The organism is Priestia sp. 40 (assembly GCF_049368575.1).
In the GTDB taxonomy this organism is placed as follows: domain Bacteria; phylum Bacillota; class Bacilli; order Bacillales; family Bacillaceae_H; genus Priestia; species Priestia zanthoxyli.
Genome location: NZ_JBMPZA010000017.1, coordinates 305,936 through 320,938 on the forward strand (window position 1 = coordinate 305,936; position 15,003 = coordinate 320,938).

Genomic DNA, 15,003 nt, shown 5'->3' on the forward strand with positions numbered 1-15,003 from the left:
TGTCCCTCCACTTCTACTCTTTTTTGCCCCATTCTTCTACGTACTGACTAAGCTGATCCATATTAATCGTTTGATTAGGCAAGTCAGTTTGTTTGACTAAAACCGGATCAAAGGAATAATAACGAGGAATCTCTTGACCGGAAATCTTTTTAAGAAGCAGATCAACTTGCTTTTCTCCTACTGAAGCTGGATTTACGGCAGCAGACGCTTTCCAGGGGCTGTTTTTTGCCTGCATCATTTGCAGATCTTCATCAGATAAGTCTACTCCGTATACTTTAATCTCGTCTCGTCCTGCTTCTTTAATCGCTCTTGTGACTCCTTTTGCAAATTCGTCCCATGGCGCCCAAACAGCTGCAATGTCTCCTTTATTTGGATACTGCTTCAATACGGCTGCCATTTTATTTTGGGTGTCTAGAGAGGTGTTGTCCGTTGCGCTTCCGAACGTGGCAATTTGTTTTACATCTGGATAGCGATTCATCATAATTTTATAAATGCTGTCGCGCTTTTCCATCGGTGCAAAGCCTCCAACAAATGCATATACAATATTTCCTTTTCCATTAATGTCCTGCATCATTTGTTTCAGACCCTGCAGCGCAAGCATATAATCGTCTTGATCAATGGTTGTAACGCCTTCTACTTTTAATTCTACGTCTGTTGCAATAACGGGAATTCCTTTTGCAATCGCGCGCTTCACGCCAGGTTCAAGGGTTTCAGCCCGGCCGTGGTCAATCATAATGCCGTCAACATTTTGGTTAATAGCCGTGTCTAAATAAGCCGCCATTTTAGATTGATCATTGTTTGAATCAGAAACGGATAGCTGTACTCCTGCTTTTTTAGCCGCTTTTGTCACACCTGTTATGTACTGAGCAGCGTGAGTGCCTGATGTAAATTCAGAAATAAGCGCAATTTTTGTATCTTTCGTAACCTTTTTTCCTTCTTGCTGTACAGGCTTAGCAGAAGCCGCTTGCTGCTCTGGAGCTGCCTGTGCTTTCTCGTTTAGACTTGGCTGTTCTTTCGTGCAGGCAGCCAGCGCAAAAACTAGAAGCACGAGCAAAGTAAGTGGCCACAGCATTTTTTTACTCTTTTTCATGGTGTTCCTCCCATTAAACTTATTATTCATATAAAAATAGTTAGTTTTATAATAATCCAAAGAATACCCCGCTTTTAGATGTAAAAGCGGGGTGATCATGACCTATGCTTTACAAGTAGTTGTTATGCGTAAATAGGTACCCATCCTTCAGTTGTCACGAAAATTCGGACAGCGACTACTTTACGATCTTCCATTAATGTAAAGTAATGAAGAATGTTTTCTGGTACTGAAATTAAATCGCCCGGCTCTAATTCAACATCAAAAAATTCGCCGTCTTTTCCTTGAATCACAAAGATTCCATGACCGCTTACAATAAAGCGAACTTCGTCATCTGTATGAATATGCTTGCGCTGAAAGTTTTTTAACAATTCATCAATATTTGGTGTAGATTCCGATAGCGAGATAACATCTTGCGCTTTATAGCCGCGGCGTTCAGAAATATCTTTAATATCCTCACCAAAAGCGTTTAAAATTTCTGTTTTTTCTTCATCAGTTAAATCATATTTTTCACGAAGATTTTCTGGAAGTTTTGTAATGTCCCAATTTTCATAAATAACTTCATTGTTTGCCAGAAAAGCTGATACTTCCTCTTGAGTTTCAATTCTTTTATTGTTTACATGTAAGCGAATTTGCGCCATTGTTGTTTCCTCCTTTTATAAATGCACCTTTGGCTTAATGCCTTTAAGTGATAGTAATTTCACATGGTAGCTAAATAGAAATTCATAGGCTTCTAGCGCTTTTTTTGTTTCAAACGCATTTTTCCCCCATACCGTAATCCCGTGGTTACGAATTAAAATCGCGCCTTGATCGCCTTTTATATGGTGAGAAAACTCTTCTGCTAGTGTCGGAATATCCGAGTAATTCGGAATAATCGGAACAGTAATTTCCGCATCTTCCTCCCAAATACCCAGTGCCTTAATAATTTCTTGGCCTTTGAATGAAATAAGCCCTTCATCTCCGTACAGTTCAGAGATCACGTTGTTGTCGATTGTATGTACATGAAGACTGCACCCAGCATTCGTTAACTCGTAAATCTTAACGTGTAAAAGCGTTTCAGCAGAAGGCTTTAAATGCGTTTCTTCTGCAGGTTTTCCATGTTGATCAACTAATAAAAAATCTTCATTTGTACGTTTTCTTTTGTCTTTTCCACTTGCTGATACAAAGAAAGTTGTCGGATTTTGGTCCACTTTAATTGCTAAGTTTCCGCTTGTACCGAAGAACCAATCGCGTTCTGCCAACTCATCTTTTATATCTGCAAGCTCATGCAACCTTTGCTGAGCCATGATACTCATGCTTTCACCTCTTCTGTTAATTCTTGTAAATGATGAATGACATCATAAAAAGTAGAAAAAGGACGATACGGTAGAGATAGCTCTTCGCATTTTTCAATTAAAAAGTCACGTGCAATGACAGTGTCAGCTAATTTGGCAGCCTGCAAATCCGTAATTGAATCGCCAATAACAACCGTATGATCTCTTTCATCTGCAAAATTGCGAATAATCGTTGGCTTACAGCAGCCGCAGTCATTTGTACACTGTTTATCACATGTATGAGGCCACGTAATGGAAATATGCTCACCAGAAAAATCAGATCCGTTGCAGTAGAGCATTTCCTCTGCAACTCGATTTCCCAAAAGCGGTTTTACAAAAAAGTCAATTCCTCCGCTTACAATATAAAGCGGAATATGATGCTCTTTTGTATAGGCAATAAAATCATCAAATCCATCTCGAATAGCAGACGTCCTTAAAATATAAGAAATAATATCTTCCTTTAATTCCACGGGGAGTAAGGCAAACATTTGCCCTACTCCTTCTTGAATAGAAACGCGCTGTGCTAGCACGTCGTCTTTAATACTTTCCCACTCCGGAGGAGCAAATTGTTTCATAATAGCAATAATGTTATCGCTATTTGTGATTGTTCCATCAAAGTCACAAAAGATTTTTAACGATGTCATGCTTTCACCTCTACTGTTCCCCATAGTTGCAAAGCTTTTTGCAACTCTTTTGATTCTTCAGCTTTTTCGGCTAGTGTTTGATGAGAGAGTGCTGCATCTATCGCCGCACGGAATGCTTTTCCTCCTCCGATAGCGCCGTCTGGATGACCGTGAACTCCGCCTCCTGCATTAATAATGCTGTCGATTCCAAAGTCCTTCACAAGCTGCGGTACCATTCCAGGATGAATTCCTGCTGAAGGAACCGGGAAAGTCTGCTTATATTTGTACACAGGACGCGTTAATTCGTAGGCAATGCCTGTCGTGTCTTCAAGAGAAAGCGCTACGCTTCCGTATGGTGATGGAAATAGCGAAAAATCTGCTCCGGCTAAGCGTAATAGCTTTCCAAGAAGTAATGAATTTGAAAAACCGTAAAACTCTGATGGCGTAAGCGCTCCGCTAACAGCTGGGTGAGCCATAATCGGCAAGTTAATTTCATCATCTTCTCGAAGTGCCTGCAGTACGTCTAATCCGTAAGCAAATACGTTGAATAAAAGAGCATCGGCTCCTAGCTCAGCTGCTTTTCTCGCTTTTTCTTTTAATTCAAACGTTCGTCCCGTTAAATTAACAGCATACAGCGTGCGGTGTCCCGTTTTTTCGTATACTTCATTCAGTACTTTTTTCCCTTCTGTAACGCGAGCTTCAAAAGGTGTTCGTTCATTATCAAACAAAATCTCGTCGTCTTTAACCAAATCCACTCCGCCAAGCGCTTGCTCACGCAGCTGAGTTGTTAAGTACGTCATATCTCTTCCAATCACGCCTTTAAAAATACTCATCACAAGCGGACGGTCATAAACGCCTAGTTTCTCTCGGATACCTTCTATTCCAAAGCGCGGTCCTGGGAATTCAGCTAATAATTCATCAGGAAAATCCAAGTCTAATAATTTCACTTTTCCATCAAGTGATAGTTTTCCGAAAACCGTAACTAAAATAGCCGGTAAATCTCTTGAAAAATTGGCAGTTGGATAAGCAATTTTGACAATAGCCTGCTTAACCTCTCCGCCTAAGTATCCGTTAACACGTTCGCAATCTTGAAGCTCAGTTACGGATACGACGCGCCCTTTATGCTTTTGAAGCTGCTGCTGATCTAAAAGCGGCAGATCTGTCCATGAGCCGATGGTTAGTCCTAAAGCGATTCCTTCCGCTTTTTTATGAAAATTTCCTTTATTGTCATGTAGTAAGTAGCTTGCAACGATTTCACTCATTATGCTAAAAACTCCCTTGCTGTTTAATATCGTTAATAAAAAAACCTCTTCTGTGATTAAGAAGAGGCTTTCGTTGCTCTTCTTATCTCTCAGCTGCTGCTGCAAGAATTAGCACCGTGCTTAACATGCGTTAAGTCGGTTGCCGGGCTTCATCGGGCTAGTCCCTCCACCTACTCTTAATAAGAAAGTTGCTATTTATTTAAATTGAATTCGTAGATTATATACTAAATAAAAAATACCGCTAGGATTTATCGGTTATTAATCTCGTTAACTTCTTACATATTAAGCCAACTCAAAAAGGATTGTCAATGCGTTTTTAAAATAAATTTAATTTTTTTATTCGAGATACAGCTTCTCTCATGCGCTCTTCATCCGTCAGCAGTCCTACGCGCACATAGCCTTCACCATATGTTCCGAATCCTACTCCAGGTGCCACTACAACGTGGGCTTTTTCAAGAAGTAAATCTGAAAATTGTTCAGAAGTATATCCTCCAGGAACTTTTAGCCATGCAAAAAAGGAGCCCGCTGGAGTTGTAACGTTCCAACCAATTTCTTGAAGCCCTTGAATAAATGTATTGCGTCTAGATTCATAGCGCTTAACTAAATCATTCACACATTGTTGAGATTCTAACAGAGCTGCGGCGGCTGCCTCTTGAATCGCCCCAAAGAGACTGACATACATATGATCTTGAAGAAGATTAATAGCTTCTACTACACTTTCATTTCCTACAGCAAATCCAACTCGCCATCCCGCCATGTTATACGTTTTAGAAAGAGTATAAATTTCAATTCCCGTCTCTTTTGCACCAGGAGTCTGTAAAAAGCTGATTGGCTTTTTACCATCAAATCCAATTGCTCCGTAGGCAAAGTCGTGTACCACACAAATATCGTGCTTGGCAGCAAACGCCACGGTGTTTTCAAAAAATTCTGCCGTTGCCACTGCACCAGTAGGATTATTCGGATAGTTTAAAAACATGAGCTTTGCCTGTTCTTTAGCACTTTCACTTATCTCTTCGTATACGGGTAGAAAATGATTTTCAGCCGTGAGCGGCATCACTTCCATCTTGGCTTTTGCAAGCTCTACTCCAGACCAGTAATCAGGATATCCAGGATCCGGAACCAGCACTGTATCTCCAGGGTTTAATAAGCACTGCGGGATTTCAACAAGTCCACCCTTCCCGCCAAACAAAATAGCTACTTCTTTTTCGGGATCCACATCAACCCCGTATTCTCGCTTATAAAAAGTCGCAACGGCCTCTTTCAAAAACTGATGCCCCCGAAATGGAGAATATTTATGATGCATAGGATTAGCACTTGCTTTTTGCAGTGTTTCTACAATATGTGAAGGAGTAGGCTGATCAGGATTTCCCTGCCCTAAGTTAATAACGTCGTGCCCTTGGGCCATTACTTTTCCTACCTTGCCTACAAGTGATGCAAAAAATTGTTTTGGTAAACTTTTCAATAGTTCCGATTGCTCAAATTGTTTCATCATCGCACACCTTCTCAAAAAATTCTTGAAATTCTAGTCACAAATAATATATTGTAATACTCAACTTGTAAAGTCATTTTTTTCAACTACTAAAAAAGGACGGATGATAAAGTGAGTGTAAAAATTACGTGTTTGCAACTTGATATTGCGTTTGGAAACCCAACTAAAAACCGAAAATATATTCAACAAAAAATGACAGAAGCGCTGCAAGAAAAACCTGATATCCTGGTGCTTCCTGAGCTATGGGATACAGCTTATGATTTGACGCGACTAGACGAAATTGCAGATGATGAAGGACAGCAGGCCAAGCAATTAATCTCTCAGTTTGCCAAAACGAACGAAGTAAATATTGTGGCAGGTTCGATCGCGAAAAAAACAGAGCAAGGCGTCACGAATACAATGTATATTTTTGACCGAAAAGGTCGTGAAGTATCACAATACAGTAAACTGCACTTGTTTAAATTAATGGATGAGCACCTCTATCTAGAAGCAGGAACGGCAAAAAATCTTTTTACACTTGAACAGTCTTTATGCGCAGGAGTTATTTGTTACGATATTCGTTTTCCAGAATGGATTCGGGTTCATACTAGCAGCGGAGCAGAAGTCTTGTTTGTTGTCGCTCAGTGGCCGGCTCCAAGACTTGCCCATTGGAAAGCACTGCTCATTAGCCGCGCAATCGAAAATCAATGCTATGTAGTCGCGTGTAATCGTGTAGGCCAAGATCCTAATAATACATTTGCCGGACATTCCTTAGTCATCGATCCTTGGGGAGAAATAATCGCTGAAGCTGGCGATAGCGAAGAACTTTTAAGTGCTGACGTTAACCTGGAACTTGTAAAAGAAATTCGCAAACAAATTCCTGTCTTTACAGATCGCCGCACAGAATTTTATTAATTATGTATTGACAGCCGTTTTTTTGCATGATACGATTTTCACCAGATATCATAAAATATTCAAACAAATCAAAATTGAATAAGTAATCGTACTCTTATCAAGAGTTGGCTGAGGGATTTGGCCCTGTGAAGCCCAGCAACCGACCGTCATTCCATCCTAAGGTGGATCACACCCGTAAAACATGTTTTACAAAGGCACGGTGCTAATTCCAACAGAAAGTAATTCTTTCTGGCAGATAAGAGGTTTGAACACTACAATCAAGCCTCTTTCCAACGAAAGAGGCTTTTATATTTTCTAAAATTATAAAAGCCTCCATATATTCTTAAACCTATTAACTTAGTAAACAAATCAGTTTAATAAACTATGGAGGGATTCCGATGTCAACAATAAAAACAGAGAAATATCAGCCATTAACAGAAATTTCAGCAATCAAACTTGTGAAAAAGCTAGGTCTTTTTGATGCCACAGAAGCACTGACTGCCCGTGAAATCGGTGACGGCAACTTAAATCTCGTCTTTCACATCATAAATGATCAAACGAATAAATCCATTATCGTCAAACAAGCACTTCCTTATGCAAAAGTTGTAGGCGAGAGCTGGCCTCTATCCTTGAACCGTGCCACAATTGAAAGCAATGCGCTCAAGCAATTCGGTGCATTTACGCCAGAACTTGTGCCCGCTGTTCATTACCACAATGAAACGCTTGCTGTTACGGTCATGGAAGATCTGTCTCATTTAACGATTTCTCGCGCCGGACTTATTCAAGGTGAAAGTTACCCTCTGCTCTCACAGCATATCGGTTCTTTTTTGGGACATATTGCGTTCAAAACGTCTGATTTTGCCTTAAAGCCTCAGGATAAAAAAGAAGAAGTTGTCAAGTATAGCAACCCAGACTTATGCAATATTACGGAAGATTTAGTTTTTACAGATCCTTTTTTTGATATTGATACAAATGAATTTGAAAAAGCGCTGCGTCCTGATGTAGAAGAATTGTGGAATGATAGTGATGTAAAATTACAAGCAGCGAAATTAAAATATAAATTTTTAACAAATGCCCAAACGCTCATTCACGGTGATTTACATACAGGCAGCATCTTTGCTAGCAGTCAAGAAACGAAAGTGATTGATCCAGAGTTTGCTTTTTACGGTCCGTTTGGATTCGATTTAGGGCAATTTGTTGCGAATTTATTTTTAAATGCTCTTTCTCGAGAAACAAATCGCGAACCGCTATTCGCACACATTACAAACACATGGAACGTATTCAAAGATACCTTTACTGCGCTTTGGCATTCTGAAAACACTGAACCTTTTGCTAAAGATGAGCGCTTATTACATGAAATTTTAACGCAAACGTGGCAGGATGCTGTTGGATATGCAGGATGTGAAATCATTCGACGTACGATTGGCTTAGCTCACGTGGCGGACTTAGACGAAATTTCTTCTGAAGAAAGAAAAATTAACGCTAAACGTACTGCGTTAAAAATTGGACGCTATTTGCTTCTGCACCAACAAGACGTTTCACCAAATGAATTCGAACATTTACTTCGATAACGAATAATGTACACAATGAAAGGATCGGTATCAGCATGACAAATACACTATCACTTCCGCGCTCAGTGGAATGGAATGAATCATATATTACTTTATTAGATCAGCAGCAGCTTCCTGGCAAAGTCGAGTATATTAAGCTGCAAACCATTAAAGACGTATGGGATGCTATCACTACCTTGAAAGTACGCGGAGCTCCTGCAATTGGCATTACGGCGGCTTTTGGTCTTGCTCTTTCTGCGCTTAGCTATGACACAGATTCAGTCAAGGAATTTAACAAAAAGCTAGCTCTTGACCAACAGTATTTAGCTAGTTCACGCCCCACTGCCGTCAATTTATTTTGGGCACTAGAACGCGTAGCGAAAAGCGCTGAATCCGCTTCGTCCGTTAATGAAGCTAAAACAAAAGTTGTTCATGAAGCTATTCAAATTCAAGTAGAAGATGAAGAAACGTGCTACCGAATTGGCGATCATGCTCTATCTTTATTCAAAAAGAAAGATAAAATCATGACCATATGTAATGCTGGTTCAATTGCTACCGCTTATTACGGAACAGCATTAGCACCTTTTCACTTGTCTAAACAGCGGGATATTCCGCTTGAAGTGTTTGCCTGTGAAACAAGACCCGTACTTCAAGGTTCCCGCTTAACCGCATGGGAACTTCAGCAGTCGGGAGTAGACGTTACGCTGATTACGGATAATATGGCCGCTCATACGATTAAAACAAAAGGAATCAATGGAATTATTGTAGGAGCTGATCGTATTGCAGCGAATGGCGATACGGCTAACAAAATTGGAACGTACGGACTTGCTCTTTTAGCGAAAGCATTCGGTATTCCATTTTACGTAGCAGCGCCGCAGTCCACATTTGATTTATCTATTCAAGACGGAAGCAGCATCCCTATTGAAGAACGTTCACCTAAAGAAGTAACGCACATTGGAGATACGCAAATTGCTCCAGACGGAATCTCTGTGTACAATCCAGCTTTTGATGTGACGCCAAGCGAACTGATTACGGCCATTATTACAGAGCATGGAATTATCCATTCCCCGTCTTTTGAATCCATTCAAAAAGTTTTGCTGCAATCCGCTCAATAACAAGAGGCTGAGACAAAAGTATTTTAGCCTCACTGCAAAACGAACCATTAATCAACATGTTTGATTAATGGTTCGTTTTTTTTTTGTTATGGTGAATGTAGTTTCATCTGTTTCGTTCCTTCTAACAGTGGATTGGAGGGCAAGGCGAAGACTCCTGCGGGAAAAGCGGAACAGGTGAGACCCCACAGGAGCGTATGCGACGAGGAGGCTCAGCGGCCGCCCGCGGAAAGCGAAGTCTTGCACGGAAATCAACGTCGGTGTCACAAGCGATTCAGCTCATGTGTACGAGTTGTTCGTCTTTAGATGGCATTAATTTTGTTATGTCTCAACCTCTGTTATTAAACAGTGCTTTTCGGCTGCATTTGTAACACAATTGTAACAGTACTCTCTGCTTTTTCTACATATATTATAGGGGATTCTTTTTGAATAAGGAGGAGTAAATATGAGTGCAGAGCAAAAAACGGATAAAAACAAAGCGTTGAATCGCAAGCAGCAATATCAGCTATTCGATTTATCCAAAGATGAAGAACTAAATTCCCTCCCTTCTCCTCAGCAAATTGACGGTGTGTTTGTGCAAGGAGAAGGCTGGAAATTAGACGGTGAATAGCTATTAACTATAAGCGCCTTTTGCTACATTTCTTTCAAGCATTAATAGTTTTTCTTTTATATGAGTTTGGGAGCCTGCATAACCCGTTAAAGCTCCATTTTTTCCAATCACACGGTGACAAGGTAAAATAATAGGCAGTGGATTTCGACGATTCGCTTGTCCCACAGCCCTTACGGCTTTAGAGCGATTAACAGACTCCGCTACATCACTATAAGACCACGTTTGTCCATAAGGTATACCTTTAAGCGTTAACCACACTTCTTTTTGAAAGTCTGTTCCTTTTATATCCAAAGGCAAATCAAATGTTAGCGTGCGCCCTTCAGCATAATCCTGCAGCTGTCGCTTCGCTTCTTTCACATGGTGATAATTCTCGTCATGGACAAGTTTTTTAAGCTGCTCGTTATGATCATCGCTATCAAACCAAATATGTTGAACCCCTTTTTCCGAGGCTACAATATAAATTTTCAAATCAGAAAATAAATTCATTTCTCCATAGTACATACTCGCTTATCCTTTCTATTTAGGCTGGAAGAATAACATGAAAAGCTGTTCCTTCTCCTATTTTGCTTTCCACTTCAATTCGCCCTTTGTGTTCTTCGATAATTTTATATGAGACCATCAAACCGAGTCCCGTTCCTTTTTCTTTTGTCGTATAAAATGGTTCTCCTAAGCGCTTGATGCGCTCTTCGGGCATTCCGTCTCCTTGATCTCGAATGGAGACCGTCACGTAGTGCGGCTCTGTAGAGTAGACTTCAACAAAAATTCTTCCCCCGTTTGATGTGACTTCAATTGCATTTTTAATTACATTTATTAGTACTTGTTTAATTTGGTTCGGCTCGCAGTATACCATTGGCAGCTGAGGGGACACACTTAGTTCAAACTGAATATTTTCTAAAAGCGCTTGAGCATTTAATAAATCAATCGTTTCTTTAACAACCGCATCTAGATTTTTCTTTTCAAACTTTACGGCCTGTGGCTTAGCGAGTACTAGAAACTCTGTAATAATGGTTTCAATTCTTTTTAATTCGGATTTAATAATATCAAAATAAAGAGAGTGATCTTCTTGAATACTGCTTTCTAACAGCTGAACAAACCCTTTTAAAGCTGTCATCGGGTTGCGGATTTCATGCGCAATCCCAGCTGCTAACTGTCCGACTACTTGAAGCGTATCTGACTTCCGAATCTGCTCCTGCATTTGATTTCGTTCCGTTACGTCTCTTAAAAGCGTCATATATAGACCTGGCAAGATATCTTTTTTCGTAGAAAATTCGATATTTTTAACTTTTCCGTTCCCCGTAACGTACGTAATCTCTCCTTCAGCTTCCCCTTTTTGCTCAATCGTTTCTTTATGCTCAATGACCGCATCTAAATTCGCTGAAGAAATAAAATCCTCCATGGAGTGCGCACAAATCTCCTCTTTGCTGAGTTCTAAAATATCACAAAGAGAAGAATTCACATCAATAATATTTCGCTTACCGTCCCATAAAACTAACCCATCAATCGAACCATTAAAAATCTGTCTGAATTTCTCTTCGTTATTCCGAAGCTCCTGTTCGATTTTTGTACGTTCACTGATGTTTCGAAAAATCGTTAAATGGTCTCCTTCTATAATGCCTTTTTTCCCTGTGAATTCCAACTGTTTGATTTCTCCATTTGGCATGTAAAAAGGAAGCTGATTGCGAATTTCTCCTTTTGTTTGAAACGTTTGGAGCACCTTTAACGCACTAAAGCTTTTTGTATCGATAAACGTATACAAATTGCTTCCAATTAATTTGTTTAACGGCAGCTCAAAGGTACGCGAAGAAGCAAGATTAGCGTTCAAGATTTCACCATCATCTCTCCAAATCAAGATCGCTTCAATCGCATTTTCAAAAATAGCTCTGAAATTTTTTTCGCTTCTCAACAGCTGCTGCTCCATCAGCCGTTTTTCCGTCACGTCTCTCATAATGGACATATAGTATTGACTGTATATATTAGCCGTTGTGGTAAATTCAAAAAAAGTAACGTCTCCATTTTCGAGCCTAATCGGCAGCTCACCGCTTGTCTTTCCTTCTTGATGAAGAGTTCTCCATAATTTTTTCACCTTATAATGATAAGTAGGTTCTACAAGTTCTTCTAATGTTTTGGTTAGAAGCTGTGCTCTTGTATAATTTAATCGTTCGCAAAATGAAGGGTTCGCGTCGATAAGCTGACCCGTTCGATCAAAAATGACAATTCCGTCTACCGCTTCATTAAATACATCCATAAACATATGATGACTAATAAACCGTTCATTTTCCATCATTTTGTGCTGCGTAATATCTCGAAATGTACACACAATAATGCCCGACATGTGGCTATGTTTGTGTGAAGTAAATTCAACATGTTTCATCATGCCGCTCCGAAGCGTCATCGCGCCTTCGTATTTGAAATAGCTTTCTTCTAAGAGTGCTGGATAATACGCTTCAATCATGTCATACGGAAAATACATTAGAAAATCTTTCATTTGATACGTTAATAGCTCATCCTTTGTTTTTTCAAACAGCCCGCAGGCTGATTCATTTGCATTTATAACTTGAAAATACTCATCGAATACGACAATGGCATCTAATACGTCATTAAAAATAGCTCGTAGCTGCTGTAATTCACCTTGCTGCTTTTGCGCAGCTTCAGATGTTAATTCTCTGTGTGGTGACATGCTCATTGCTCCTTTCTTTTGCACTTCCCATTTCCCCACCTTTTATCTATAGACTTAGTATTCTACAAGATTTGCTTTTTACCTTTTTAAAATTAGCCACGTTTATTCAAAATGCGACATTTCTTCGCATTCTCCCGCTATTTAGAAAGAAATCGTGAATAAAAGAAATCTACGTTCACCCTACCAATAAAAAAATCCGAACGAATTTGATTCTTCATCAAGAATCTCGATTCATCGTTCGGATTTTCCTTCAACTAAACTACTTTTGCCCCAGCCTCATCGATCATTCACTACAATATAAGTTGCTTGAATAGGTCCATGCACGCCAACTACTAAATTCATTTCAATATCAGCTGAATTGCTCGGTCCCGTAATAAAGTTAATGCAAGAAGCAATCGTTTCTCCTCGCTCTACTTTTTCATGAATCATTTCAGCAGCTTGTGTCATTCGAGGGACAATGGAGCTTTGAGGAATGATCGCAATATAAGTGGCGGGCAGCAAACTGACCGATCGTCCTTTTTCAGCGCTGCTGAACAAAACAACTGTGCCGGATTCTGCTAGCGTCAAATCACTGAAGGTAATGCCAACATTTGCTTGTTCAGCTAGTTTAATATTCTCATCGCCTTTTGCAGAATTCCATACATGAAGGCTACTGCTTGTTTCCCATTTCTCCATCAGCAGATTCAGTCCATACTCGGAAAACCTAGGATCATTCCACGTGCTCACAAGACCATTTCCATAGTTGGCTACGGCTTCCTCAAGGACAGCTGGTAAGTGTTGTGATGATGTTTCTACATAGCGAGTATGAATACGTTCGCAATGGTTTTCAAGCTCTTTCTTTAATTGGTCTGGCGAATAGCTGCGGTAGACCTCATGCTGAGGAGCATGCTTCCATTGTGGCTTTACTACGCCGCTTGTTCGCCTGCTTCGCTTAAGATTAGCTGCAATATTGTCTAAAAAACTGTCTCTATTTTGAATGCTTCCGTTCATCATCATCACTCCTTTTATCAAACCAATCTCGTAAGCGCTCTTTTGTAGGCGCTGGAAACTCTCTGCTTTCCGTCCACGCTTTTAATGGACCAGGTCCTTTGGAAATACTGCTTCCTGACATAAAAGGAGTAAGAGCTGCCGGTGCTACTTTAGCGCCCACTGTATATAGAGAAGAAGAAGCTGCCCCCAGGCCAAATGCTTTCATCGCTAGCTTTTCCGAAATAGGTGCTTTTCCTTCTTTTTCGACAATTCGCTGACGATGCTTGTGTAATAGCTCATGCAGCGGAATTTTGACTGGACAGGCATCTGTACAGGCTGCGCATAGCGTTGAAGCATATGGAAGCTCTTTGTAGTCTTCATAGCCTCCAAGCAAAGGAGATAATACAGCTCCAATCGGACCTGAATAAATAGATCCATATGAATGCCCTCCAATGTGGCGATACACGGGACATACATTCACACATGCCGCGCAGCGAATACACTGTAAAACAGATTGAAACTCAGTTCCTAAAATCGCAGATCGTCCGTTGTCCACAATCACTAGGTGAAATTCTTCCGGTCCGTCTACTTCCCCTGGAAGTCTAGGTCCCGTAAGCGCCGTTACATAACTTGTAAGCCGCTGACCTACTGCACTTCTAGTTAACAGGCTTACCAACACTTCAAACTCTTCAAAAGTTGGCACAATTCTTTCCATTCCCATAACCGTAATTTGTGTTTTAGGAAGGGCAGTTGTTAACCTTGCATTTCCTTCATTGGTTACAAGTGAAATAGATCCAGATTCCGCAATCGCAAAATTACATCCCGTGATGCCAATATCTGCTGATAAAAATTCTTTTCTCAGCATTTCCCGGGCGTGAAGAGCTAGTTCTTCAGGTTTTTCTGTTTTTTTATAAGAAAGCTTTTGTTGAAATACATCTCTAATTTGTTCTTTATTTTTATGAAGTGCAGGAGCGACGATATGAGAAGGCGGATCGTGATCATCTACTTGCAGGATATATTCTCCTAAGTCCGTTTCAATAACTTCACAGCCCAGTTCTTCTAAAGCAGCGTTCATATGAATTTCTTCTGTAACCATTGACTTGGATTTAACGACTTTCTTTGCCTGCTTTTGCCTCGCTACATTTTTTATGTACTCATTCGCTTCTTCAGCTGTTTGAGCGAAAAAAACATGGCCTCCGCGTTTAGCTACATTATCAGTGAGCTGCTCTAAATAGTAATCTAAATTTTCAAGCGTATGCTGACGAATTTCTTCGCCAAGCGCTCGCCATTCTTCCCAATTCCCTAACTCTTCCGCCGCATCTAGTCTACGGCTTCTTAAGCGCTCTTGAGCACCTGAAACCGCAAAGCGCATAAACGCATTATTGACTCCGTCATCGACGCGTTTTTTAAACTGATCGTTCCCTATTTTCATGGACAT

15 protein-coding genes and 2 riboswitches are annotated in these 15,003 nt (G+C 40.3%); of the genes, 5 read left to right on the plus strand and 10 right to left on the minus strand.

The genetic code is table 11. The features are described 5' to 3' along the window. Window positions 1-13 precede the first annotated feature (13 nt). From ACO1DI_RS21290 to ACO1DI_RS21315, 6 genes are all read right to left on the minus strand, one after another. The gene (locus tag ACO1DI_RS21290; RefSeq protein ID WP_014461074.1) at window positions 14-1,090 is read right to left on the minus strand and encodes a sugar ABC transporter substrate-binding protein; all 1,077 of its coding nucleotides are present in this window, start codon (window positions 1,088-1,090) and stop codon (window positions 14-16) included. A gap of 122 nt (window positions 1,091-1,212) precedes the next feature. Further along, the gene (locus ACO1DI_RS21295; RefSeq protein WP_013055961.1) at window positions 1,213-1,728 is read right to left on the minus strand and encodes a 1,2-dihydroxy-3-keto-5-methylthiopentene dioxygenase; all 516 of its coding nucleotides are present in this window, start codon (window positions 1,726-1,728) and stop codon (window positions 1,213-1,215) included. Window positions 1,729-1,743: 15 nt separating this feature from the next. After that, on the minus strand, window positions 1,744-2,382 hold the full coding sequence (locus tag ACO1DI_RS21300) for a methylthioribulose 1-phosphate dehydratase (protein WP_042992255.1): 639 nt from the start codon (window positions 2,380-2,382) through the stop codon (window positions 1,744-1,746). Beyond that, window positions 2,379-3,044, minus strand: coding sequence for a 2-hydroxy-3-keto-5-methylthiopentenyl-1-phosphate phosphatase (locus ACO1DI_RS21305; protein WP_014461075.1), 666 nt, complete (start codon window positions 3,042-3,044; stop codon window positions 2,379-2,381). Before ACO1DI_RS21305 ends, ACO1DI_RS21300 begins: the two co-directional genes overlap by 4 nt. Continuing rightward, window positions 3,041-4,285 carry a 2,3-diketo-5-methylthiopentyl-1-phosphate enolase gene (gene mtnW / locus ACO1DI_RS21310; protein WP_423145593.1) on the minus strand — a complete coding sequence of 415 codons (1,245 nt, stop codon included), beginning with the start codon at window positions 4,283-4,285 and terminating at the stop codon, window positions 3,041-3,043. Before mtnW ends, ACO1DI_RS21305 begins: the two co-directional genes overlap by 4 nt. 79 nt (window positions 4,286-4,364) lie before the next feature. Then, window positions 4,365-4,471, minus strand: a riboswitch (SAM riboswitch). Window positions 4,472-4,601: 130 nt separating this feature from the next. Next, on the minus strand, window positions 4,602-5,774 hold the full coding sequence (locus ACO1DI_RS21315) for a pyridoxal phosphate-dependent aminotransferase (RefSeq protein ID WP_243550301.1): 1,173 nt from the start codon (window positions 5,772-5,774) through the stop codon (window positions 4,602-4,604). 111 nt (window positions 5,775-5,885) lie between these two features. Between ACO1DI_RS21315 and ACO1DI_RS21320 the strand changes: the two genes are divergently transcribed. From ACO1DI_RS21320 to ACO1DI_RS21340, 5 genes are all read left to right on the plus strand, one after another. Continuing rightward, on the plus strand, window positions 5,886-6,668 hold the full coding sequence (locus tag ACO1DI_RS21320; RefSeq protein ID WP_014461078.1) for a carbon-nitrogen family hydrolase: 783 nt from the start codon (window positions 5,886-5,888) through the stop codon (window positions 6,666-6,668). Between the two features lie 91 nt (window positions 6,669-6,759). Further along, a riboswitch (SAM riboswitch) is annotated at window positions 6,760-6,910 on the plus strand. Between the two features lie 135 nt (window positions 6,911-7,045). After that, complete coding sequence (mtnK, locus tag ACO1DI_RS21325; RefSeq protein ID WP_423145594.1) at window positions 7,046-8,218, plus strand: S-methyl-5-thioribose kinase; 1,173 nt, start codon at window positions 7,046-7,048, stop codon at window positions 8,216-8,218. Between the two features lie 35 nt (window positions 8,219-8,253). Further along, window positions 8,254-9,312 carry an S-methyl-5-thioribose-1-phosphate isomerase gene (gene mtnA / locus ACO1DI_RS21330; RefSeq protein WP_013055954.1) on the plus strand — a complete coding sequence of 353 codons (1,059 nt, stop codon included), beginning with the start codon at window positions 8,254-8,256 and terminating at the stop codon, window positions 9,310-9,312. Between the two features lie 194 nt (window positions 9,313-9,506). Next, the gene (locus ACO1DI_RS21335; RefSeq protein WP_014461080.1) at window positions 9,507-9,680 is read left to right on the plus strand and encodes a hypothetical protein; all 174 of its coding nucleotides are present in this window, start codon (window positions 9,507-9,509) and stop codon (window positions 9,678-9,680) included. 74 nt (window positions 9,681-9,754) lie between these two features. Then, window positions 9,755-9,919, plus strand: coding sequence for a hypothetical protein (locus ACO1DI_RS21340; protein WP_014461081.1), 165 nt, complete (start codon window positions 9,755-9,757; stop codon window positions 9,917-9,919). A 3-nt stretch (window positions 9,920-9,922) separates the two neighbouring features. On the opposite strand, the gene ACO1DI_RS21345 is transcribed toward ACO1DI_RS21340, so the two are convergent. From ACO1DI_RS21345 to ACO1DI_RS21360, 4 genes are all read right to left on the minus strand, one after another. After that, window positions 9,923-10,420 carry a methylated-DNA--[protein]-cysteine S-methyltransferase gene (locus ACO1DI_RS21345; RefSeq protein WP_014461082.1) on the minus strand — a complete coding sequence of 166 codons (498 nt, stop codon included), beginning with the start codon at window positions 10,418-10,420 and terminating at the stop codon, window positions 9,923-9,925. Between the two features lie 19 nt (window positions 10,421-10,439). Continuing rightward, window positions 10,440-12,596 carry a PAS domain S-box protein gene (locus tag ACO1DI_RS21350; RefSeq protein WP_371905459.1) on the minus strand — a complete coding sequence of 719 codons (2,157 nt, stop codon included), beginning with the start codon at window positions 12,594-12,596 and terminating at the stop codon, window positions 10,440-10,442. Between the two features lie 276 nt (window positions 12,597-12,872). Continuing rightward, a complete protein-coding gene (locus ACO1DI_RS21355; protein ID WP_042992258.1) occupies window positions 12,873-13,586 on the minus strand; it encodes a LutC/YkgG family protein in 714 nt (237 codons plus the stop codon). Next, a complete protein-coding gene (locus ACO1DI_RS21360; protein WP_014461085.1) occupies window positions 13,564-15,003 on the minus strand; it encodes a LutB/LldF family L-lactate oxidation iron-sulfur protein in 1,440 nt (479 codons plus the stop codon). Before ACO1DI_RS21360 ends, ACO1DI_RS21355 begins: the two co-directional genes overlap by 23 nt.

Excerpts from the sequence above, each read along its gene's own strand:
- ACO1DI_RS21360 (WP_014461085.1), bottom strand. The coding sequence starts at position 15,003 with ATGTCCATGAAAATAGGGAACGATCAGTTTAAAAAACGCGTCGATGAC.
- mtnW (WP_423145593.1), bottom strand. The coding sequence starts at position 4,285 with ATGAGTGAAATCGTTGCAAGCTACTTACTACATGACAATAAAGGAAAT.
- ACO1DI_RS21300 (WP_042992255.1), bottom strand. The coding sequence starts at position 2,382 with ATGAGTATCATGGCTCAGCAAAGGTTGCATGAGCTTGCAGATATAAAA.
- ACO1DI_RS21345 (WP_014461082.1), bottom strand. The coding sequence starts at position 10,420 with ATGTACTATGGAGAAATGAATTTATTTTCTGATTTGAAAATTTATATT.
- ACO1DI_RS21350 (WP_371905459.1), bottom strand. The coding sequence starts at position 12,596 with ATGTCACCACACAGAGAATTAACATCTGAAGCTGCGCAAAAGCAGCAA.
- ACO1DI_RS21355 (WP_042992258.1), bottom strand. The coding sequence starts at position 13,586 with ATGAACGGAAGCATTCAAAATAGAGACAGTTTTTTAGACAATATTGCA.
- ACO1DI_RS21335 (WP_014461080.1), top strand. The coding sequence starts at position 9,507 with ATGCGACGAGGAGGCTCAGCGGCCGCCCGCGGAAAGCGAAGTCTTGCA.
- ACO1DI_RS21305 (WP_014461075.1), bottom strand. The coding sequence starts at position 3,044 with ATGACATCGTTAAAAATCTTTTGTGACTTTGATGGAACAATCACAAAT.
- ACO1DI_RS21340 (WP_014461081.1), top strand. The coding sequence starts at position 9,755 with ATGAGTGCAGAGCAAAAAACGGATAAAAACAAAGCGTTGAATCGCAAG.
- ACO1DI_RS21315 (WP_243550301.1), bottom strand. The coding sequence starts at position 5,774 with ATGAAACAATTTGAGCAATCGGAACTATTGAAAAGTTTACCAAAACAA.
- ACO1DI_RS21295 (WP_013055961.1), bottom strand. The coding sequence starts at position 1,728 with ATGGCGCAAATTCGCTTACATGTAAACAATAAAAGAATTGAAACTCAA.
- mtnA (WP_013055954.1), top strand. The coding sequence starts at position 8,254 with ATGACAAATACACTATCACTTCCGCGCTCAGTGGAATGGAATGAATCA.
- mtnK (WP_423145594.1), top strand. The coding sequence starts at position 7,046 with ATGTCAACAATAAAAACAGAGAAATATCAGCCATTAACAGAAATTTCA.
- ACO1DI_RS21290 (WP_014461074.1), bottom strand. The coding sequence starts at position 1,090 with ATGAAAAAGAGTAAAAAAATGCTGTGGCCACTTACTTTGCTCGTGCTT.